This is a genomic window from Chryseobacterium angstadtii, from assembly GCF_001045465.1.
Lineage (GTDB): Bacteria > Bacteroidota > Bacteroidia > Flavobacteriales > Weeksellaceae > Chryseobacterium > Chryseobacterium angstadtii.
This window is the reverse complement of the sequence record NZ_LFND01000006.1, coordinates 354383-377786: the sequence shown is the minus strand read 5'-3', so window position 1 is coordinate 377786 and position 23404 is coordinate 354383. Positions and strand designations below refer to the sequence as shown.

The following is a 23404-nucleotide window of genomic DNA, read 5'->3' as shown; positions in this document are numbered from 1 at the left end:
TTTTTTTTAATTAAAACCAACACTGTTTTTCACACTTTTTGAGATCCATTCCATAAAATTTCAAAAAACGTGGAAAACTCAAAACAGATTTTTCAGACCGACAGCAAAAAACGCTGGAGAGGCGTGCAGTGGGGAACCCGTATTTTTATTTTCGTTGCAGTATTGCTTCTGCTTGCTTTAGGACTGATGATGAAGCTGGACAAAAGCCCGAAAATTCCTTTTAAAGAAGATTATAAAGCCGTAATTACAGCCAGTAAACCCTATCTTCAGGAAAATAAAATTTCGAAAGAATATAAAGGATTCAGAAGTTTTATTTCTGAGAAAAACATTCATACCAATCTTGCCAAAATTCAGGTAGCAAGAGCCGAAAGACTTAAAAACCAAAACAGCAGCTGGTCCCGGTTTCCGGGCGGCATACGTTCGGCATTCTATGTAGCATGGGATCCGCAGTCTCTGATGTCCCTCAAAAGAAATATCAGACATATCAATCTGGTGTTTCCGGAATGGTTTTTCCTGGATCCTAAAACCGGAGATTTAAAAACCAATATAGATCCGGAAGGCTATAAGGTCATTAAAAGAACCGGAGTCGCAGCCATGCCTATTTTAAGCAATAATTCAGACAGAGAATTCCGTTCTGAAGGACTGGGCAAAGTTTTGAAAGACCCGAACAGAAGAACACAGCTTATCCGGAAATTGGCACAGCAATGCCAGAAATTTCATTTTAAAGGAATTAATATTGACTTTGAAGATATGAACCTGGATTCTGATGAATATCTTGTTGCTTTTATGAAGGAGCTTTCAGAAACGTTCAAACAGAATAAATTGCTGGTGACTATGGACATCATGACGGATAACGACGATTATAATATCCAGAAACTGAATCCTTATGTAGATTATTTCATTCTCATGGCTTACGACGAATATGCCGTAGACAGCGATGCCGGACCTGTATCTTCCCAAAAGTGGATCGAAGCGCAAACTGAGAAGATAGTTAAGAAAACCACTCCGGAAAAAATCATTCTCGGACTTGCAGCTTACGGTTACGACTGGAGCAGGAACAAAGATGACAATACTTCTGTCACTTACATGCAGGCTATTACCAAAGCGAATGCAAGTAAGGCGGTGATGAACTTTGATGACAACACATTCAATTTAAATTATTCCTACACCGATTCTAAAAAAAATACCCACACGGTTTTTTTCAACGATGCAGCCTCCAATTTTAATACGATGCGGTTTTCCTCCGAATATCCGCTCGCCGGAACAGCCATCTGGAGACTCGGAAGTGAAGACAGCAGAATCTGGAATTTCTATGATAAAGATCTTACGCTGGTAGGCCTTTCCAAGCTTAATTTAAAAACGCTGGAAAATGTAAAAGGGCAGACTATGGTAGATTATATCGGAGACGGAGAAGTTCTGGATGTTCTGAATACACCTCACGACGGAAAAATTGCCCTCGAAATAGATCCCAAAGAAAAAATAATCACCGACGAGAATTATGTGACGTACCCAAGTTCGTACGAAGTGAAAAAATATGGAGAAGCTCCGCAAAAAGAACTGGTGCTTACTTTTGATGACGGGCCGGACGAAACCTACACACCGCAGATTTTAGATATTCTTTCAAAATACCACGTTCCCGCTGCGTTCTTCCTCGTAGGATTGAATGCAGAAAAGAATCTTCCTTTGGTTAAAAGGATTTTCCGGGAAGGTCATGAAATTGGAAACCATACCTTTACCCACGAAAATGTAGCCAGAGTAAGCCCGGCGAGAGCTCTTTTGGAAATGAAACTGACAAGGCTGCTAATAGAGTGTATCACAGGACACAGCACCATTCTGTTCAGAGCTCCTTATAATGCAGATTCCGAGCCTACCACTTCTGAAGAAATTATTCCCGTAGCTTTGGCCAGACAGCAAAATTATCTGGATATTGGTGAAAGCATCGATCCTGAGGACTGGCAGCCGGGAATAAAAGCCAATGAGATCATCAAACGGGTAATGGCAGGCATAAAACAGGAGCGAGGAAATATTATTCTTTTGCATGATGCAGGCGGAGATACCAGAGAAGAAACGGTAAAAGCACTTCAGTTTTTGATTCCGACCCTTCAGAAACAGGGATACCACTTTACAAACCTTTCCAGTATTCTGCATAAAAACAAAAATATACTGATGCCGGGAGTTCCTAAAACGAGATCCTATTATATTATGCAGCTCAATCTGGTACTGGCGACAGTTATTTACGGAGTAAGTCATTTTCTGGTCGCACTTTTCACGATTTTTATTGTTCTGGGGCTGTTCAGACTGGTAATCATGATGTATTGGGCTTTTAAAGAAAGAAGAAAAGAAAAAGGATCAGGAGAATTTCCTGTTCTGGAATCCTATCCGAAAGTATCCATCATTGTTCCGGCATACAATGAGGAGGTAAATATTGTATCCTCCCTGAATAATTTACTGAAACAGAATTATCCGAATTTTGATGTCATTATGATTGATGACGGAAGTAAGGATTCAACTTATGAAAAAACAAAAAATGCATTTCCGAACCATCCGAAACTTAAAGTTTTAACCCAATCAAACGGAGGAAAAGCCACAGCTCTGAACTATGGGATTTCACAGACCGATGCGGAATATGTAATCTGTATTGATGCAGATACAAAACTTCAGCAAAATGCCGTAAAATATCTGATGGCAAGGTTTTTAAACTCAAAGTCTGAAGAAAAGATCGCCGCCGTTGCCGGAAATGTGAAAGTAGGAAATACGGTGAACTGGCTCACCCGATGGCAGTCGATAGAATATACGACAAGTCAGAATTTCGACAGACTGGCTTACGCTCATATCAACGCTATTACAGTCATTCCCGGTGCTATAGGAGCATTCAAAAAGTCAGTGATTGCAGAAGCCGGAGGATATTCCACAGATACTCTTGCGGAAGACTGTGATATCACGGTGAAAATTTTAAGAGCCGGATATACGGTTGCCAATGAAAACAGAGCGGTTGCCGTAACGGAAGCCCCAGAAAGTGTAAAACAATTCTTAAAGCAGCGTTTCAGATGGACCTATGGAATTATGCAGATGTTCTGGAAACAGCGTCAGACCTTCCTGAACCCGAAATACAAAGGACTGGGACTTTGGGCAATGCCTAATATATTGCTTTTCCAGTATATTATTCCTTTCTTTTCACCTTTGGCTGATGTGATTATGTTTTTTGGAATTTTATCAGGAAACGGAGAGAAAATCTTCAGTTATTATCTGATATTCCTTCTGGTGGACGCTTCCCTGGCTTTGATGACATTTATTATGCAGCGGGAAAAACTGATTGGCTTGCTGTATATTATTCCGCAGCGTTTTGGGTACAGATGGCTCATGTATATTGTGTTATTCAGAAGTTTAAGAAAAGCGCTGAAAGGAGAAATGCAGTCCTGGGGATTTCTAAAAAGAACAGGAAATGTGAAAGAGATAGCCGCTTCCTGATATTTGTTTAAATTTGTTTTCTGTAAAAGTAACAAAGATTAAAAAGAACATACATATAGTATAAATTGTTATCATAATGAAAAAACTAACGCTTTCTTTGTTTTTATTGGCTGGCGTGTGCTCTCAAAATACAGTAAGTGCACAGACAAAAGCTACTAAAACAGCAGTAAACAGCACCGATAAAGGCTTAGACATCAGCCTTATGGATACTTCCGTACGTCCGCAGGACGATTTTTATAATTACGTAAGCGGAACGTGGATGAAGACGGCTAAAATTCCGTCCGATAAACCTACATGGGGAAGTTTCAACAAACTGGCAGAAGATACGGACAACAATTCCATGACTATTTTGAACTCTCTTCTGAAAGATAAATTTGCAGACGGAAGCGAAGGGAAAAAAATTCAGGATCTGTACGCATCGTATATGAACATGCAGAAAAGAAATGCAGACGGAATCAAACCTATCCAGGAAAACCTGAATAAAATTGACGCCATCAAAAACCTTGCTGATCTTCAGAATTACCTGATTTCTGTAACAAAAGACGGTGAAAATACGCTTTACGGATGGGGAATTGATGCAGATCTTAAAGACTCCAAAATGAATGCAGTGTATTTAGGAGATGCTTCTTTAGGATTAGGAAGAGACTACTATCAGAAAGTAAACGAAAAAAATACGGAAGCTATTGCTGAATATCAGAAATATGTAGCTTCTATGCTTAAAGAATTAGGCTATAAAAATGCTGATGCTGCGGCAAAAGGTATTGTAGACTATGAAAAAAGCATTGCTAAAACGTATCTGACGAATGAGCAGAGCCGTGACAATACGCTTCAGTACAACCCTCAGACTATGGCTGAGCTTTCAACCCTTGTAAAAGGAGTTGATATTCCTGCTTATCTTAAAAAAGTAGGGGTGAACACCGATAGAGTAATCATCGGAGAAATCGGGTATTACAAGAACTTCGATAAATTAGTGAATGCTCAGAATCTTCCTGTCATCAAGGATTATCTGAAATTCCACATGATCCACGGAAGCGCTTCTTATTTAAGCGAAAAACTGGGTGATATGAGATTTGCTTTCTACGGTAAATATCTGAGAGGCCAGCAGGAGCAGAGAGCATTGAACAAAAGAGGTTTCGAATTAATCAACGGTTCTCTTGGTGAAGCTTTCGGGAAATTATATGTTGAAAAATACTTCCCTGCTGAAGCAAAAGCACAGATGGTGGAGCTGATTGATTATTTGAAGAAAAGCTTCGCAGTTCACATCAATAACCTGGCGTGGATGTCTTCTACAACGAAAGAAAAGGCAATGACCAAACTGAACAAGTTTACGGTAAAAGTGGCTTATCCGGACAAGTGGAAAGACTATTCAAAATTAGAAATCATTCCTGAAGCTAAAGGAGGAACTTTATACAAAAACCTTCAGAATATCTCTGAATGGCAATACAATAAAGATATAGCTAAAATCGGTAAAGCTGTAGATAAAACAGAATGGGGAATGACTCCACAAACCGTAAATGCTTATTACAACCCGGTAAACAACGAAATCGTTTTCCCTGCTGCTATCCTTCAGCCGCCGTTCTTTAATCCTAAAGCGGATGCTGCTGTGAACTTTGGAGGAATCGGTGCTGTAATCGGACACGAAATGAGCCACGGTTTTGATGATTCAGGTGCTCAGTTTGATGCAGACGGAAACTTAGTAGACTGGTGGACGCCGGAAGATAAAGCCAACTTCGAAAAAGCAACAAAAGCATTGGCTGCTCAGTATGACAAATACGAGCCGGTAAAAGGAACTTTCGTCAACGGTACTTTCACCAACGGTGAAAATATTGCCGATTTAGGAGGTGTAAATATCGCTTACGATGCCCTTCAGATGTATTTAAAAGATAAAGGAAACCCAGGAAAAATCAGCGGATTCTCTCAGGATCAGAGATTCTTCCTAAGCTGGGCAACCGTTTGGAGAACTTTATCCAGTGAAAAATACATGGTGAACCAGGTGAAAACAGACCCGCATTCTCCGGGATATTTCAGAAGCTTCGGTCCGCTAATCAACGTAGACGCTTTCTATAAAGCATTCGACGTAAAACAGGGAGACAAATTGTACAAAACTCCTGCAGACAGAATCAAAATCTGGTAGTCATCAGATCGTCATACTCAAAAACCGTTCAGCAATGAGCGGTTTTTGTTTTGGTGGCGGGTTTTGGGTTTGAGAGTGGGAGAGTAAGAGGGTTTGAGCGTTATGAGTTTTGGGATGCGAGGTATGAGGTACAAGTTTTTGAGCTGCGAGATCCGGTTTGTGAGTTGGGTAGTCTGAAGTATTAAATATATAATAAACGCCAAATATCTGGCGGCTGAGGCCCTCGAAGCCACCAGTTCTAAAAATAAAACCCTATTTAAAATTAAATCCCACATCCCACACCTCGTATCCTGCAACTAGAAACTAGTAACCCGGATCTTGTAACTAGAAACTAGAAACTAGAAACTAGAAACTCGCATCCCGCAACCCGAACCCACTACCAATTCCTCATCATTTCTCAATTATCCTTAATCACTTATCACTAAAGTTTGTATATTTGGTAAGTTTGTACATAATCAAAATTTTTTTTAATGAAAAAGCTAAATATTGGAATACTTGCTCTTTCCGGCATTGTATTTTTAAACTCATGCGGAACAGCGAAAACTGCTGGTACAGAAACCAAAACAGATACTAAGGTTGCCATTGAAAAGCCTATGAAAGAAGAAGTGAAAGAGGAAGGAATCAATTTATCTTATATGGATAAAAATGTACGTCCGCAGGATGATTTTTTTAGCTATGTAAACGGAAATTGGGTGAAAACGACTCAAATCCCTTCGGATAAGGCTAGCTGGGGATCTTTCAATGCTTTGAGAGAGAATGTGGATGACGCTTCGCTGGATATCCTGAACAAAATTTTATCTGAAACTTATCCTGCAGGCTCAGAAGGACAGAAAATCCAGAATCTGTATGCTTCCTTCATGGATGTAAGCAAAAGAAATGCGGAAGGTCTAGCTCCTATCAAAGGTGATTTAGCAAAAATAGATGCCATTAAAAATCTGAATGATCTTCAGAAATACCTTCTTGAAGCCACGAAATTGGGCGACAATTCTTTCTATGGATGGAGAGTAGGTGCCGATATGAAGAATTCTAAGATGAATGCGGTATATCTGGGAGGTCCGGATCTGGGATTAGGCAGAGACTATTATCAGAAAGTAAATGACGCCAATACCAAAACTCTGGCAGAATATCAGTCTTATGTAGATAAATTATTCGGTGTTTTAGGATATAAAAATACGGCACAGGCTGCACAGAATGTAGTGACATTCGAAAAACAGCTTGCCAATTATCTGCTAACACTGGAGCAAAACAGAGACGCTAACCTGAGATACAACCCTAAAAATGTAAGCGAACTTTCAGGATTGGTTAAAAATGTTAATCTGGCTAAATACCTTCAGGATGCCGGTGTCAATACAGACAGAGTGATCATTGGTGAACTGAAATATTATCAGAATATGGATCAGTTTGTCACTGAAAAGAACCTTCCGTTGTTGAAAGATTATTTAAAATATCATTTAATCAACGGAAATGCCAGCAATCTTGATGATAAACTGGAGCAGATCAGATTTGATTTCTATTCAAAATACCTTCAGGGGCAAAAAGAGCAGCGTCCGATGGACAAAAGAGGACTTACGCTTGTGAACGGAGTTCTGGGTGAAGCTTTCGGGAAACTATATGTTGAAAAATACTTCACGCCTGAAGCAAAAGCTCAGATGGAAACGTATATTGATTACCTTCTGAAATCATTCAAAAAACATATCGCTGATATGGACTGGATGTCTCCGGCCACTAAAGTCAAAGCACAGGAAAAGCTTTCTAAATTTACCGTAAAGATTGCTTATCCGGATAAATGGAAAGACTATACTCAGTTGAAAGTAGGTGCTCCAAAAGAAGGCGCTACATTATATTCCAATCTTCAGAATGTAGCGGCTTGGCAGTATCAGAAAAATCTGGATAAAGTAGGAAAACCGGTAGATAAAACAGAATGGGGAATGACGCCGCAAACTGTGAACGCTTATTACAGCGGATCAAACAATGAAATCGTTTTCCCTGCGGCTATTCTTCAACCCCCTTTCTATAATCCTAAAGCGGATGCAGCCGTTAACTTTGGAGGAATTGGAGCCGTAATCGGACACGAAATTTCTCACGGATTCGATGACAGTGGTTCTCGTTTCGACGGAGACGGAAACTTAAATAACTGGTGGACAGATGAAGACCGTAAAAACTTTGATGCGAAAGTGGCACAACTGGCGGCTCAGTACAGCGCTTACGAACCTGTAAAAGGAAGCTTTGTCAACGGTAAATTCACAAGTGGTGAAAATATCGGGGATCTTGGTGGAGTAGCGGTAGCTTATGATGCATTGCAGATGTATTTGAAAGATAAAGGAAATCCGGGAAAAATAAGCGGGTTTACGCAGGATCAGAGGTTCTTTATGAGCTGGGCAACCGTGTGGAGAACCAAGTCTACCGATCAGTACATGATCAATCAGGTAAAGACAGATCCGCACTCTCCGGGTGTATTCAGAGCATTCGGCCCGTTGGTTAATCAGGATGCATTCAACAAAGCTTTTGATATCAAACCTGGCGACAAAATGTACAAAGCGCCTCAGGATAGAATAAAAATCTGGTAGAACAGCCAAAAAAATAAAAAGAAAAGAATCCATCTCACATTTCGCTGAGGTGGATTCTCTTTTTAATAGGCTTTCTTATAATTGCGGAGAACAAAATTGATCCCGGTTTCTATAATGTCTCCCATAGTTTTGCAATACTTGAAATTGACATCGTAGGTGAGTTTTCGCAAAGCTGTTTTTAGCTCTGTTACATGGGCTTCCGGTGCAATATTTTCTTTTTTCATAATGGAAATAAGTTCATCGAACCTGTTTTTGCTGCTGGTTACCCTTTTTACAATCTGTGAACGTACTTCTTTACGGTATTGTTCAATAGAATTAGGCTTCAGTTTTTCCAGTACCATATTCACCATCACGTTGTTTTCTTTGAAATATTGGGGAAGATAAACTTTCAGATTTCCTTCATAACTCTGCTGATCAAAATCAATAGGACGGATTCTGTAAATAACCTGATCGAAATCGTGTATGGGAATAATCACATAGTTGTAGGAGCGCATGTCTCCAAGCAGTCCGATAAGGCAGCGTTCATTGAATTTTACAAACTCCTTGGAAATTTGTGCCTTTTCCGATTCCGTGCAGTTGTGTAAATGTTTCTGAATAAAGACGTCTCCGGGAATTCCCAAGATATGTTCTTCTATCAGGGTGTTTTTATAAATTAAAAAATTGATCCTGTTGGGCGAAAGCAGGTCTTCGATTTCCAGTCCGTAAATCCGTGATGCATCGGCCTGTTTTATATAAAAATTAGTATAATTATCGTTCAGGATATTTCTTACCCGGATTCGGAAAGGTTTAGAATTTCCGAAGGTACAGAAGTCTATTGTGTCTACTTTCAGATAGGGTAAAGTGGCTTCATCTCCGTCGGAATGAAGAAGAGTGTAAATCTTATTTAAATTAGCCTCTATTTCTCTGAACTCATGTTCAGGATACAATACCCCGAGCCACAAAGTATCTTTGCCCTCCTTATCCAGAATATTCACACTGTCGCTGAATCTGAGCAGATCTTCATACAGAAACTGAATTTTGGTCGTTCTGTTATGTTTTTCCAGATATTGCTCCAATGCTTCGGAAACAGGATATATTGGTTTTCTGAACGCGATCTTTACATCTTTCATTATTCCGTTTACTTTATTTAAATATAAAAAATATTTTTCTTCATACCGGAGAAATTCTTTTTTAACTTGAGCTTGGGATAGAAAGGTTTCAGAGTTCCAGGTTGAGGCAAAGGCTGAGATTGAGAAAGATCAATGGTCAATTTTGCTGGGCAAGTGAATGGTGAATGGAAATTAAAGATTTCAGACATTAGATTTTGGATAGAATAGACTGCTTCTGGTGACTTCGGGAGCCTCAGTCACCAGATATTGGTCGGCTCATTTAATACTTCCGCATCCCGCACCACACACACCCACACCCGAAACCCGCATCCCAAAACTCATAACGCTCAAACCCTCTTACTCTCCCTCTCTCAAACCCGAATCCCGCACCCCGAAACTCGCATTCTGCATCATAAAACCCCATACCTCGTAACTTTCTTACGGCAACAAAATACCCTCGGATTTTATTTTACATCTCCGTGTTTTGTTTATTTATTTTTTCATAGTTTAGTGATATCGTAAAGTGATGATTTTACGTTATATATATTATGGGTTAAATTAAATATTTCAAGAAAAATCTTGACAAAATTTTGTATGTTACAGTTTTTTTTTAAATTTAAACATTGGATTGGTAATTTATTCGATTCGTCGGTAAATTACTCAAAGACAGATCCAAACCAAAATCATAAATCTCAAAATAATAATAATATGGCAATGTTTAATTATGGTGTTGGCGGAAACGAAGTAAAAGTAGACGCTAATGAAGCTATCCAGGAAATCCAGGAAAACAAATCCCTGATAGTGAGCCAGCTTACCACAGAAGAATCTTATACCCCTGAAATAGTAACAGGACTAAAGTCGGTAGACGACGTTTTCAGACATTTTCAGCCTTCTGTAGCAGTACAGCACGAAACGGAAGATGGAGCTATAGTGGAAGAAGAATTCCGTTTTCAGAATCTTGCAGACTTTACCCCAAAAAATCTTACCCAGAAATCAGAGTATTTACAGCAGCTTAGCGTAGAGCAGGAGCAGTACAACAAAATTGTACGTCAGCTGAAAACCAATAAGATTCTGCGTAATATGCTTGAGAATGATCAGACCAGAGCTGCATTCATCGAAGTACTGAAAGATGTGGCACAAGAACTTGAAAAATAATCATTTACACTAAATCAAATCATGGATAGCAAATTACAGGCACAAGAAAGCCAACAGCAGGGTCAGCAGCAACACGCAGGACAACCGAAAGGGAATCCGCTTGCTGAGCTAAATAAAATGGGAGGTTTTGGCTTTGTTGAATCCGTTGTAGACGGTATCGCCAATATGAACCCGACAAGAAAAGCCAGGAAAGAAATTTTCCTGACAGACAATAATAAATCTGATGAAAGAAAAGAACTCCTTCAGAAAATCAACCTTTGGGTAAGCCTTCTGGAAGGAAACGAATCTGCAGATAAAATGGCAGATACCTGTAAAAACAAAGCACAGGCAGCTGATCAGAATTTAAAAACCAATTTGAAAAATGCACTGGATTCAGTACGTATGTTGGAAACCAACTACAGAACTGTAGCCCAATTCTATAAAAACACAGAATTGGATAAAGTGGATAATGTAAGTATCGTGAATGCAAGCTTGGAGCAGGTTTCAGATCTTGATAACCCTTTATTCATTGATGCCATTTCTGAAGAATTCAAAAATTATTACGACCGTTTGGATCTTAGAGACAACTATTCTATCCTGGCTATACCTGGATATTTAGGGTCAAATAAGGTTATTGAAAAATGGGCAAAAATCTGTAACGAGAACAAAGTAATGATGGTTACCGATTTTGCTAATCTTGATAAGCCGGATGATGTGGTAGATTTATTCCACTCAGCCAATCTTACTGGAGGAGAGCTTCACAGAAGTAACGTTATTATGACGTGTAACTGGCTTGTGGGAAGAGGAAAAGCAGAAGAAGTAGGAGAAGAGGAAAACGTAGAGCTTCCACCTTCCACTTCATTGGCCGGAAAAATTCACAAAACCTTGATGTCTCAGGTAGCAGCAGGTAAAAAACACGGAAATATCAACGAAGTAGATGCCGTAAAATTCGAATTGAAGAAAAGTGAAATTTCTCAGTTGGAAAAAATGGGTCTTGTTCCGATGGTTAATGAGTACGGGAAAATCATGGCATTCTCTGCAAAAACATTGTTTACAGGAGACAATATCGGGCTTCAGACTTACTCTGTAGTTCGTGTATTCGACTATGTAACTAAAGTTTTACTGGACTTCCTGAACAGAAGAGCTTTCGAAAACTGGAATGCAAAAAATGAAGATGATCTTAGAAGACAGATCGTTACATTCCTGGATAATATCAAAGGCCCGGATAAATTGATTGAAAAATTCAAAATTGTTCGTTTCGAGCAAGATAGAGTGAATAAAGACAGAGTATGGCTTGATATCCGTATGACCCCTTATTTCCCTACAAAAAGTTTCGTTATTAAATTAGACGGACACAAAGGAGATGATGGCAACGAATGGGATGCACAATATACTCAGGAATAATAAAAATTCAACTTTTAATAAAAAAACCGATGCATTTTTTACATCGGTTTTTTACTGCCAATTCATATGAAAATTAATGTGATCAAAAAAAAGTTAAGCTTCTTTCTCCCTATATTCATGTTGATGGTATTAGCTGCGTGCGAAAAAAAATACCAGAAGCCTGATCATTATGAGGTAGATCTTTTTGAAGATGAACGCCAGCAGGGGAAAGCTTATATCATGGACGAAGAAGAGTGCTTTGACGGCAGCGAGCTCGTTATCGCAAGTTCAAATGTAAAACTGGCCGACAGTTCCAGAGGAAGAGGAAAATCATTTTTTCTGTATAAAGTGAGATCCGGAAAAGTCCTTAAAACAGTCAGAGATTCAGTAGTAGACTATCCTTTTATGTTTCTCTCGCAGCAGAGACTCAAGCTTAAAAGCGATTCCATCTATCTTTATCTGAAAAAACTGGAAGGATACCGCCTTATTGCTCCGGAAAGAAATCTTAAATATGAATGGCTGAAGGCCGCTCCGGTATATTCTGTAAAAAAAGATAAATAGTTTTATCTTTGCAGAGAAGAATTAAACGTCTGTAAATTCAGATGCTTCGACTCCGCTCAGCATGATGTTTCTAACACTTTAGGGTACAATGTCATGCTGAGCGGAGTCGAAGCATCTATAATGAAGAAGAAACCTTTGGAAAAATTAGAAAACGATAACTTCAGACCTATAGGAAACAAGCTCCTCAGCTGGTACGGAAAAAATGCAAGAGATCTGCCCTTCAGACAGACCAAAGACCCTTATAAAATCTGGATCTGTGAAATTGTATTTCAGCAGACAAGAATCAGTCAGGGACTGAACCACTATAATAATTTCATTAAAAGATTTCCGGATGTAAAGACTTTGGCCGAAGCTGAAGAAAATGAAGTATTGCTTTATTGGAAAGGCCTCGGATATTATTCCAGAGCCATCAATATTCATAAAGCTTCACAGCAGATTATGAATGAATATCACGGGACATTTCCTTCTGAATATGAAGAAATTTTAAAGCTTAAAGGAGTAGGGAAATATACCGCTGCTGCCGTTTCAAGTATATGTTTCGGAGCCAGAATGCCCGCTGTTGACGGTAATTTTTACCGTGTTCTGAGCCGTATTTTTGCAGATGATTTTGATATCTCCAGTTCAAAAGCTTTCTCATACTTTTCTCAGCTCGCAGAATTGATTCTACCTGACAATGTAGGAGATTTTAATCAGGCGATGATGGATCTCGGTTCAGAGATCTGTAAACCTAAGAACCCTGTCTGTGGAGAATGCCCGGTTAATGATGACTGCCTTGCGTTTTCTCTTGAAAAGACATCCGATTATCCTGTTAAAACCAAAAAAGTTAAAACAGAAGATCTTGCATTGAAATATTATTTCGTGCACAGGAACGGACAGTTCTTGATTCAGCAGAGGAAGGATGATTTTATCTGGAAGAAACTCTTTGAATTTCCGCCTGCCATTTCTTCAGATCTGGAGCCCTTTATCAGGAATGTGAAAACCATCACCCATAAGCTTACCCATAAGAATCTCACGATTGAAATTTCAAATGTTGAGGTTCTTTCAGAAGCAGCCTGGGACAGCTTTATCGCACAAAATCAGTACATCATTACCAATTTTGAAGACTCTCACGATAAATCTTTTCCCAAGCCTTTGGAAAACTACATTCAAAACTCACTGAAAGACTGAAATTTGTCTCCCAAAATCTAAAATCTAATTTGTACTTTTGCAAAATGATAAAAAACGTCATTTTTATTTTTGTATCGCTGCTTTTAATTTCGTGCGGAAAAGATCATGTTCCAAAACCTTATGGGGAACTCCGCCTTGAGTATCCGGCACCGAAATATCAGAAGTTTGAAAATAACTGTGCCTATACTTTTGAATATTCAGATTTTGCAACCATTACAGATGCCAAAAGGCCTTGTTGGTACTATTTGAATTATCCCAAAATGAAAGCCAAGGTTTTTGTAACCTATTACCCGATACAGAATGATTTTGCAGATCACATCAAAGAAGCCGAAAAAATGGTATACGAGCATACCATTAAAGCCAGCTCCATAGATACCAAATCTTTTGAATACCCTGATAAAAAGGTATACGGAAACTTCTATGAACTCAAAGGCCAGAGTGCTTCCAATCTTCAGTTTTACGTTACAGACAGTACGAAACATTTCGTCACTGCTTATTTATACTTTAATACAAGACCGAAACCGGACTCTTTGGCCCCGGCAGTGAACTATATCAAAAATGATATGAAACATATGCTGGATACCTTTGAATGGAAAAAATAATTGACTTTAAAATACATTGAAAAATATATGAAACTTTTAGTTGTAGGAAGTGTTGCATTCGATGCAATCGAAACGCCGTTTGGTAAAACTGATAAAATTTTAGGAGGAGCTGCTACTTATATTAGCATTACTTCATCTATTTTAGGCGTTAAATCTGGTATTGTTTCTGTTGTAGGAGGAGATTTCCCGCAGGAGCACCTTGATATGTTCACAGACAGAGACGTAAATATTGAAGGAATAGAAATCGTAAAAGAAGGAAAAACGTTCTTCTGGTCCGGAAAATACCACAACGATCTGAATACCAGAGATACTTTGGCTACTGAAGTGAATGTTTTAGAGAACTTCGATCCAAAAATTCCTGATTCTATGCAGGATGCAGAGATTCTTCTTCTTGGAAACCTACACCCGGGCGTTCAGCTTTCCGTACTTGAAAAAATGAACAAGCGTCCTAAATTGGTGATCCTTGATACGATGAACTTCTGGATGGATTCTGCTTTGGATATTCTGATGGATATGATTGCTAAAACAGATGTTATTACCATCAATGATGAAGAAGCTAGACAGCTTTCCGGAGAATATTCTCTTGTAAAAGCAGCTAAGAAGATTCATACGATGGGACCGGATTATGTGATCATCAAAAAAGGAGAACATGGAGCGCTTCTTTTCCACGACAATAAAGTATTTGCGATTCCTGCGCTTCCACTGGAAGATGTTTTCGATCCAACCGGTGCGGGAGATACATTTGCAGGAGGTTTTGCAGCTTATCTTGCTAAAAAAGGAAAATTTGATTTCGATACCATGAAGTCTGCTTTGATCGTAGGTTCAGCTATGGCTTCTTTCACCGTTGAAAAATTCGGAACAGAAAGAATTGAAGAAGTAAATGAATCTGATATGTTCAGCAGATTGAAACAATTCAAAGAATTAACAACATTCGATGTTGAACTGCAATAAATAAGTCTTTTTAAGAAATATTTATAATAAAAAATAGAGACTAATTCGTTAAGAATTCTAAATTTGCAACTTGTTTAAAATAGTAAAATGACAAATAAACTAAAAATCACTTTTCTTCTTGGGATTTTCATGATGATATTCTCTTCAAACATGAAGGCTCAGCTAAAACCAGGGGAATTAGTGGATGGTATTGCTGCTGTAATCGGTGATGAAATTGTTTTGGAATCAGATGTGAATGAGCAGATGAACTATGCCAAACAACAGGGTGCTTCTGAGACTGATAAATGTGAATTCCTTGAAAATCTTATCAGTAATAAGCTTCTGGTATATGAAGCCAAAAAAGATACATTAATTGAAAACCGTTCTGCTGCTATTAAAGAGCAGGCGAATGCAAAATACCGTCAGTTACTTGGTCAGTTCCCGGATGAAAAAACAATGCTTGCCGCATATAAATTCAGAAACGGATTTGAAATGAAAAATGCTATCGAAAAGATAGATATTGACCAATACTACGGACAGGCAAAATATCAGCGTATCACTGAAAAGGCAGACGTAACGCCAAATGAGGTGACGGATTTCTACAACCTTTATAAAATGCAGCTTCCGGAAGTGAAGGATGAGGTATCTTTAGCTCAGATTATGATGTATCCTAAGCTTACAGAAGCTCATAAGGAAGATCTGATCAAAAGATTAAAGAAAATCAAACAGGATATTGCAGGCGGAGAAACTTTCGAAAGCCAGGCAAGGATTTATTCTGAAGATGAAGGATCTGCTGCGAACGGAGGACTGTATAAAAACATTTACAAAGGACAGATGGTGAAACCGTTTGAAGCGGCTGCACTGAACCTTCAGGAAAATGAAATCTCAGATCCTATTGAGTCAGAATTCGGGTATCATATTATACAGCTGATCAAGAAATCAGGGAAAGTATATGATGCAAGACACATTTTGCTGAAAGCTACTCCTACTGATGAGGAAATTAAAATGGCAAAAGCAAAACTAGACAGTATCAAAGGCCTTATTGTAGCTGGAAAAATGACTTTTAAAGATGCAGCTTTTAAATTCTCAGACGATAAGAGAACGAAGTTCAACGCCGGACTTATTCCCGGAGCAGACGGTTCTGATAAAATTGAAAGAGAAAGCATCCCGGGAGCAATCAGCTACGAGCTTGCCGGCTTAAATAAAGGTGATATTACGGCTCCTTTTGAAGACGACGATAATAAGAGAAAAGTAGTAAAGATCATCAAACAGGAAGATGTTATCCCTGCTCACCAGATCACTCTGGAAACAGATTATAACAGAATCAAGCAGATGGCCCTCAATAAAAAGCGAAATGAAATGATTGAGAAGTTTGTCAACTCCAAACTACCGACAACTTTCATATCCATTGACGGACGCTATGACAACTGTAAGTTCAAAGCCAACTGGAAAAAAGATTCAGTTAAAAAATAAATATCAAACCTTCAGAAATTCTGAAGGTTTTTTTGTGAATGCATTCCAAAAAAATATATATTTAAAAGATAAATTTAAAGCAATGGATAATCATTTTTACGTACAAAAATTCCAGGAAGCTGTTGATACTATTTCCCTTAAAGAATTTACACATGCAGGTCTAAAATTCTCCGTAGACTTCATTCTTGAATCCATCGCTTTGAAAATATACAAGCCGGAATGGTCCAGTAATATGGAATCTCCCATAGATGCTCCCGGAAGAATTTTTTTCTCCGTCTGGGTGAATGAAAAATCGGTGGAACAGAAAAAAGTATATTACAATATCCACGCATTGAAACTGAGAAATATTAAAGGCTATACAATACAGGCCCGGAGCTTTGCAGATGATTTTAGGAAACGATTCGAGGAAGACTGTCAGAATTGGGAGAATGTTAGTGTAAAATATGGACCTCTGACTCTTATGGAAGGCTGGATTGAATTGAATCCTGATCATTTAGTGAAGGATCTGCATTTTTTAGCAGAAAAGTTTTTAAATCTGAGCCCGGTGATTGATGAGATACTCACTTCTTATCGCTCGAAAATATAGTGTATATCAGGTTTTTTATCTATTTTTAATGACTGAGAACCATTGTTTTTAGTATTTTTACGCATGAGCAATTTCATAGATTTTAATTCAGCAAAAAAACTTCATGAAATGAAGACAGATCAAAACAGAATTACAGAACTTTTTAACATACAATATCCCATTATTCAGGCCGGAATGATCTGGCATTCAGGATGGAGACTGGCTTCTGCGGTTTCTAACTGCGGAGGGCTGGGAATTATCGGGGCGGGAAGCATGTATCCTGATATCCTTAGAGAAAATATCCAAAAATGTAAACTGGCAACGGATAAACCGTTTGGCGTGAATGTTCCGATGCTTTATCCTAATCTTGAAGAAATCATCCAGATTATCCTGGAGGAAGGAGTGAAGATTGTTTTTACTTCCGCCGGAAATCCAAAAACGTATACAGAAACACTTCAGAAGGAAGGAATAAAAGTGGCCCACGTGGTTTCTTCCACCAAATTTGCTGTAAAATGTGAAGAGGCCGGAGTAGATGCTATTGTTGCTGAAGGCTTTGAGGCCGGAGGACACAACGGAAGAGACGAAACAACTACTTTCTGTCTGATCCCGAATGTCAAAAAACACATCTCTAAACCATTGATTGCTGCCGGAGGAATTGCGTTGGGTTCACAGATGAAAGCCGCCATGATGTTAGGAGCAGATGGTGTGCAGATAGGCTCACGTTTTGCTGCTACCGTTGAAGCAAGTGCCCATGAAAACTGGAAAAAGAAAATTACGGAGCTTAACGAGGGAGATACTCATCTTACATTAAAAGAACTGGCACCGGTAAGAATGGTTAAAAATAAATTCTTTGGCGAGCTGGAAGAGATTTATCAGTCGGGAAGAGATAAAGAAGCATTGATAGCCTCTCTGGGAAGAGCCAGAGCAAAGCGCGGAATGTTTGAAGGAGATATGGAAGACGGCGAACTGGAAATAGGTCAGGTTTCCGCTTTAATTGATGAAATTTTACCGGTAGAAACGGTATTCCGAAATCTGCTGAAAGAGTTTGAAGAAACCAAAATACCTTTTTTATAGCATAAAAGGAACCTCAGTAGATGCTGAGGTTCTTTCTTTTTAAACATTCAGTTAAGTGAGTAATTATCCCAATGATATAATGATGCAGAATAACTTAATAACGATTAATAACCAGACCCTTTATATTGAATATGTTCACCGGTTTGAAGGCAGACCGACCCTTGTTTTTCTTCATGATTCCTTAGGCAGCGCACAGCTTTGGAGAGATTTTCCTTCCAGACTGGCTGAAGCTACAGGGTGCAATATTCTCCTCTATGACAGATTAGGTTACGGAAAATCCTATCCGATGCCTACTCATATAAGACCCGTTAATTATATGGAACTGGAAGCAGATCTGTTAAACGATCTTCTTGCAGAATTGAATATCAATCATGCAATTCTGTTCGGACATAGTGACGGCGGAACCATTGCACTGATTACCGCAGCTAAATATCCGGAAAAAGTACAGGCTTTGATCTGCGAAGCGGGACATATTTTTGTAGAAGAGGTCACATTAAAAGGAGTGTATGATGCCTGGGAAGCTTACAAAACAACCAATCTTCCCGAACGCCTGCAAAAATACCACGGAGACAAAGTAGAAATGTTGTTCAGAGCCTGGACAGAAACCTGGACCCGCGAAGACTACAGAAACTGGAATATTGAATACCTTTTAAAAGACATTCAGTGCCCTTTGCTTTTCATTCAGGGAGAAGACGATGAATACGGAACAATGGATCAGGTTGAAAAAACAATTACCCAAGTAAATGGAACAGCCGAAAAATATATAATTCCCGAAATTGGGCATACGCCGCATAAGGAAGTGCCGGAGCTGGTTCTCACAAAAGCATCAGAGTTTATCCGTTTAAATAGTTGATGACAAAAAATAAGGATCCTGAAATGAGGTCATTTGTACATAAAGTGAGTGTAATAGAATCCTCTATACAATTTTGTACACAAATGAAGCTGTGACTTTAGGTTGACAGCTTTTTTTGTATGCTTTTATACCATTTATGTTTTTCTTATGATCCATTTTTAATGGAAATAAAAAAAGGAAGAATTAATAACCGGAAATAAATTTTTAATTATTCTCTGAGTTTTTTTCTCAGAGATAGTATAGTAAATTTCTACTTCTGTTACAGGACTTATTACACAAAATATACAATCTAAATCACATTGAAATACTCTAGTGATCTTTATTCTTGAATCATCAGTAAAGAGATTTCCAAACAGTTCCAATGTATTGAATGTGGTGTATTGGTCTAGTGAAATGGATGTTTTTCATGACGGGGGATGCAATTTTTTTTGCATCTCCTTTTTTAATTACAAAATTCTAAGTTCTTCAACAATATTTTCCTTAGCCTGAAACTCATATTGATCCCTGAACTCTTTAGTTTTAAAAATGCTTTCAAGCTCGAGAAAATGTTTGAGCACCTTTCTTCTGCCGGGTTTATAGAGCAAATCCGGATAAATGGAGTATTCCTTTCTGATCTTCCGGGTATAGTCCAGATAGAGTTCCGGATCTTTTCCAAGAATAGAAAGATCGGCATCCAGAAGATAATTGGTATCGGAATCATTGGAATGGAGGTGCGATTTTGTAGCTAAAATCTGTAATGATATTTTTGAGATTATATCCTGATGTAGACCCAGTTTTTGAAGTCTTTCGGCAGCATATAAAGCACTTTTTTCTTCATTGGATTTTGAAGTGGCATCATAAATAACATCATGATAAAACACGGAAAAAGAAACAGCCATGAAATCCTGAATGTTGCTTTTTACCTTTTCCAGTTCCAGAAACATATTTTCCAGATGAAAAAGGTTATGATAATGCCTGCCTTTTTCGGAATATTTAGTTTCAATTTCCTCCCAGAAGCTGTTGATCAGATCCTGATCCGATGTCAAATCAAAACAGAGATCTTTGAATTTTTCCTTTAAATACATAACTGCTGAAAATAAAAAAGGAACTTTTAAAAAGTTCCTTGATTTGCTTCCAGTACAGCTTTCAGTTCAGCCCAGCCTCCGCCGTTATAGCCGTCTTTTAAGCCTTGACTGTTAAGATATTCTAATGCTTTTCCGCTTCTGTTTCCACTTCTGCAAAACAGGATTACTGGTTTTTCAACAGATAGAATTTCTTCCTTTCTGTCTTCCACTTCACCCAGAGGAATATTTTGGGCTCCGTCTATATTTCCGTCCATTTCAAGCTCCATTGGCTCACGAACATCAATTAATTCATAGTTTCCTGATTGTATAACTTCTATTAAAGACATAACTGTTTAATTTTAGATTAAAAAAGTAAGAACGAAAATACGCAATTTTTTTCTGAAAAACTCCTTATCAAAATTTAAATTTTCCACAAAAAATCCTAAAAATTCCTCAATAATTGGAAAGCAAAAGATTAGTAAATTAATCTTAATTTTGCAAAGTGAAAATCCTTAATTCCGGTGCCGAAAAAAACTCTCAGTTAATCAAGTCCAAAGCAGAACGTTTTGGATTTCAGAGCTGCGGTATATCCAAAGCGGAATTTTTAGAAGAAGATGCTCCGAATCTTGAAAAATGGCTTAAAAATAACTTCCATGGAGAAATGAAGTACATGGAAAACCATTTCGATAAAAGATTAGATCCCAGGCTGCTTGTAGAAGGTTCTAAATCGGTTATTTCACTTTCCTATAATTATTTTCCGGAAGAGAAAATTTCTGCTTTGGAAAACTATAAAATATCAAAATACGCCTATGCGGAAGACTACCATGAGGTGGTAAAAGAAATCCTCCGTGAAATGGTGGCAGAACTTCAGGAAGAGATAGGAGAGTTCGGATTCCGGGTTTTTGTGGATTCTGCCCCTGTTTTGGAACGCAGTTGGGCTAGAAAATCAGGTATAGGCTGGGTAGGGAAAAATGCCAATCTCATTACCAAACAGAATGGTTCGTTTTACTTTTTAGCCGAAATCATTTGTGATCTGGAGCTCATTCCTGATCATGCAACGACAGATCATTGCGGAACCTGCAGAAAATGTATTGATGCCTGTCCTACTGATGCCATTGTTTCAGAAAAGATTATCGACGGAAGCCGTTGTATTTCTTACGCGACGATAGAGCTCAAAAATGAAATTCCGGATCATTTTAAAAACAGGATGGAAGACTGGATGTTTGGATGTGATATCTGTCAGGATGTATGTCCCTGGAACAGATTCTCAGCTCCTAATCTTCAGAGCCGTTTTGCTCCGAATGAATCACTGAAAAATTTCAAAAAAGAAGAATGGCGGGAAATTACTCAGGAGATATTCTCAGAAATTTTTAGAAAATCCCCCGTAAAAAGAACAAAATTTGCAGGATTGAAGCGGAATATTGAATTCCTGGAACGTTCTTCAGATGTTGATTAATGGTTGCGGGTTTCGAGGTGCGGGCTACTGGTTATGGGTTTTGGGTTGGGAGTTCCGTGATTGGAATAGTTCTAATTTTTTTTAATTCAAAATTCAAAATCAAATATCAAGGCTCAATTTTGCTCCGCAAGTCAATAGTCAATTGGTTATGACCGATCAATTAACAATTCACACATTCACCATTTCACAAATTCATCCATCTTCTATCCTAAATTTTTGGTGACAAATCCTCATCTGGAATTTTTAGGTTCCAAAACTCTGGAGGATAATCGACCACCCCTTATACAATCAGTGTTAGGGAGGATAAGATCTAAAAAAATAAGAACAGTCGGAAAGCTTTTCCTAAAAAGAAAATTGACTTTCAGGAGACCAATGTCCCACAGAAAATCAACGTTTTTTTTGTACTCTTTTTGGAGCTGTTTTCACTCTTACTTTAAATCTCTTTTGTGATTTTGTATTTTTACGCATATTGGTGAATATTTCGTAACTAAATTTAATCATTTTTTCGATTAAAACAAATACTTTTACAGGAAATTGAAGATTAAATTTTATTAAGACATGACGGTGAAAATAATAGTATTATATGTTCTCAAAACTTTAGGAGCTATTTTGGGAATTGTGGCGCTCTATGTGATTTTAGGGCTTGTATTGCCACTTATAGAAGTTTCAGGAGAAGAAGACGGGCAGCCGAAAGATATTCCCATTTATATTTATACCAACGGAGTGCATACAGATATTGTAATGCCCGTGAAAAACGATCTTTTCGACTGGAGTACGAAAGTTCCTTTTTCCAATACCAAATCAAAAAGTACAGATTATAATTATATAGGAATTGGCTGGGGCGACAAAGGTTTCTATCTTGATACCCCAACATGGGCGGATCTGAAATTTTCTACGGCATTCAAAGCGGCATTCTGGCTGAGTGATTCGGCGATGCACTGTACGTATTATAAAACCATGAAAGAAGGCGAGGACTGCAAAAAAATAATGATCAGCAGAAACCAGTATACCAGTCTGGTGAAATTTGTTGAAGATAAATTTGATAAAGATTCCAAAGGAAATTTCATCCTGATTCCTACCGATGCCGTATACGACGTAAACGATGCATTTTATGATGCCAAAGGAAAATACAGCTTCCTGAATACCTGTAATACCTGGGCCAATGATGCACTGAAAGCAGCAGGACAGAAAGCAGCCTTATGGACACCTTCGGATTTTGGAATTTTCAGACATTATAAATAAGTCGCAATGAGGATTTTCACCGCAATTCTGGCCGCTCATCTTATATTTTCCTGTACCAATGAACCTAAAGAGAACCGCCGTATTACAACTGATCCTGCCATCGTAACTGAAAAGAAGCCTCAGGAAGACCTCACTGAAATTACAGAAAAAGCAGAGGAAGCTCTAAAGTTCTGCGTTTCAAAAAAGCTCAGCACAGAATTCTGCATTCTGATTGATATGAGCCTTCATTCGGGGATTAAAAGATTTTTTGTCTGGGATTTTAAAACGAAATCGGTTGTGAAGAAGTACCTTGTGGGTCATGGCTGCGGCTCCAATCCATGGAGTGGAGACGGTTCAAAAGATCACCCCGAATTTAGCAACGAAGATGGGAGCCACCTTTCATCTTTAGGAAAATATAAGCTACAGGGAAGAGGCCGGAGTGAATGGGGAATCAATATTAAATATTTGATGCATGGCCTGGAAGAAACCAACAGTAATGCTTTGAAGCGATATATCGTTTTCCATTCCTGGGACCAGATGAGTGACAACGAAGTTTTTCCGAAAGGGTCTCCGGAGGGCTGGGGCTGTCCAACCATTTCCAATAATGCCATGAGAGAGATTGATCCTATGATTCAAAAGACAGGAAAACCTATCCTGATGTGGATCTATCAGTAATATAAGAGAA

The 23404-nt window shown here is 38.4% G+C and carries 19 protein-coding genes; 16 read left to right on the top strand and 3 right to left on the bottom strand.

Translation table 11 applies throughout. The features are described from left to right. Positions 1-69: 69 nt before the first annotated feature. The 3 genes from ACM46_RS18340 to ACM46_RS18330 all read left to right on the top strand — a co-directional run bounded on the left by ACM46_RS18340 (position 70) and on the right by ACM46_RS18330 (position 8169). Positions 70-3468: a trifunctional glycoside hydrolase family 18/polysaccharide deacetylase/glycosyltransferase family 2 protein gene (locus tag ACM46_RS18340; RefSeq protein WP_048508135.1), complete on the top strand. Its 3399-nt coding sequence runs from the start codon at positions 70-72 to the stop codon at positions 3466-3468. Positions 3469-3544: 76 nt separating this feature from the next. Further along, complete coding sequence (locus ACM46_RS18335; protein ID WP_048508134.1) at positions 3545-5602, top strand: M13 family metallopeptidase; 2058 nt, start codon at positions 3545-3547, stop codon at positions 5600-5602. A gap of 470 nt (positions 5603-6072) precedes the next feature. Further along, positions 6073-8169, top strand: a complete 2097-nt coding sequence (locus ACM46_RS18330; RefSeq protein WP_048508133.1) for a M13 family metallopeptidase — start codon at positions 6073-6075, stop codon at positions 8167-8169. Positions 8170-8231: 62 nt separating this feature from the next. Here the strand turns inward: ACM46_RS18330 and ACM46_RS18325 are convergent, their stop codons facing one another. Then, positions 8232-9278 carry a hypothetical protein gene (locus tag ACM46_RS18325; protein ID WP_048508132.1) on the bottom strand — a complete coding sequence of 349 codons (1047 nt, stop codon included), beginning with the start codon at positions 9276-9278 and terminating at the stop codon, positions 8232-8234. Between the two features lie 687 nt (positions 9279-9965). Here ACM46_RS18325 and ACM46_RS18320 point away from each other — a divergent pair. From ACM46_RS18320 to ACM46_RS18275, 10 genes are all read left to right on the top strand, one after another. Continuing rightward, entirely contained in the window at positions 9966-10412 is a 447-nt protein-coding gene (locus tag ACM46_RS18320; RefSeq protein ID WP_241486052.1) for a type VI secretion system contractile sheath small subunit, read from the top strand. A gap of 21 nt (positions 10413-10433) precedes the next feature. After that, positions 10434-11795 (top strand): DUF5458 family protein, encoded by a 1362-nt coding sequence (locus ACM46_RS18315; protein ID WP_048508130.1) that lies wholly within the window; start codon positions 10434-10436, stop codon positions 11793-11795. A gap of 117 nt (positions 11796-11912) precedes the next feature. Then, a complete protein-coding gene (locus ACM46_RS18310) occupies positions 11913-12335 on the top strand; it encodes a hypothetical protein (protein WP_241486051.1) in 423 nt (140 codons plus the stop codon). 120 nt (positions 12336-12455) lie between these two features. After that, on the top strand, positions 12456-13502 hold the full coding sequence (mutY, locus tag ACM46_RS18305) for an A/G-specific adenine glycosylase (RefSeq protein WP_048508277.1): 1047 nt from the start codon (positions 12456-12458) through the stop codon (positions 13500-13502). A gap of 44 nt (positions 13503-13546) precedes the next feature. Further along, entirely contained in the window at positions 13547-14104 is a 558-nt protein-coding gene (gene gldD / locus ACM46_RS18300; RefSeq protein WP_048508128.1) for a gliding motility lipoprotein GldD, read from the top strand. Positions 14105-14131: 27 nt separating this feature from the next. Continuing rightward, positions 14132-15055: a PfkB family carbohydrate kinase gene (locus ACM46_RS18295; RefSeq protein ID WP_048508276.1), complete on the top strand. Its 924-nt coding sequence runs from the start codon at positions 14132-14134 to the stop codon at positions 15053-15055. A gap of 87 nt (positions 15056-15142) precedes the next feature. Further along, positions 15143-16507: a peptidylprolyl isomerase gene (locus ACM46_RS18290; RefSeq protein WP_048508127.1), complete on the top strand. Its 1365-nt coding sequence runs from the start codon at positions 15143-15145 to the stop codon at positions 16505-16507. An 82-nt stretch (positions 16508-16589) separates the two neighbouring features. After that, a complete protein-coding gene (locus ACM46_RS18285) occupies positions 16590-17093 on the top strand; it encodes a hypothetical protein (RefSeq protein WP_131707621.1) in 504 nt (167 codons plus the stop codon). Between the two features lie 108 nt (positions 17094-17201). Further along, complete coding sequence (locus ACM46_RS18280) at positions 17202-18146, top strand: NAD(P)H-dependent flavin oxidoreductase (protein WP_048508275.1); 945 nt, start codon at positions 17202-17204, stop codon at positions 18144-18146. 82 nt (positions 18147-18228) lie between these two features. Beyond that, the gene (locus ACM46_RS18275) at positions 18229-18999 is read left to right on the top strand and encodes an alpha/beta fold hydrolase (protein ID WP_048508125.1); all 771 of its coding nucleotides are present in this window, start codon (positions 18229-18231) and stop codon (positions 18997-18999) included. Between the two features lie 446 nt (positions 19000-19445). On the opposite strand, the gene ACM46_RS18270 is transcribed toward ACM46_RS18275, so the two are convergent. Beyond that, the gene (locus ACM46_RS18270; protein WP_048508124.1) at positions 19446-20063 is read right to left on the bottom strand and encodes an HD domain-containing protein; all 618 of its coding nucleotides are present in this window, start codon (positions 20061-20063) and stop codon (positions 19446-19448) included. 26 nt (positions 20064-20089) lie between these two features. Then, positions 20090-20389 carry a rhodanese-like domain-containing protein gene (locus ACM46_RS18265; RefSeq protein ID WP_048508123.1) on the bottom strand — a complete coding sequence of 100 codons (300 nt, stop codon included), beginning with the start codon at positions 20387-20389 and terminating at the stop codon, positions 20090-20092. 161 nt (positions 20390-20550) lie between these two features. On the opposite strand from ACM46_RS18265, the gene queG reads away from it, so the two are divergent. From queG to ACM46_RS18250, 3 genes are all read left to right on the top strand, one after another. Next, positions 20551-21498 (top strand): tRNA epoxyqueuosine(34) reductase QueG, encoded by a 948-nt coding sequence (gene queG / locus ACM46_RS18260; protein WP_048508274.1) that lies wholly within the window; start codon positions 20551-20553, stop codon positions 21496-21498. Positions 21499-22056: 558 nt separating this feature from the next. Then, positions 22057-22740, top strand: a complete 684-nt coding sequence (locus tag ACM46_RS18255) for a TIGR02117 family protein (RefSeq protein ID WP_083997453.1) — start codon at positions 22057-22059, stop codon at positions 22738-22740. A 6-nt stretch (positions 22741-22746) separates the two neighbouring features. After that, entirely contained in the window at positions 22747-23394 is a 648-nt protein-coding gene (locus ACM46_RS18250; protein ID WP_048508122.1) for a murein L,D-transpeptidase catalytic domain-containing protein, read from the top strand. Positions 23395-23404 lie beyond the last annotated feature (10 nt).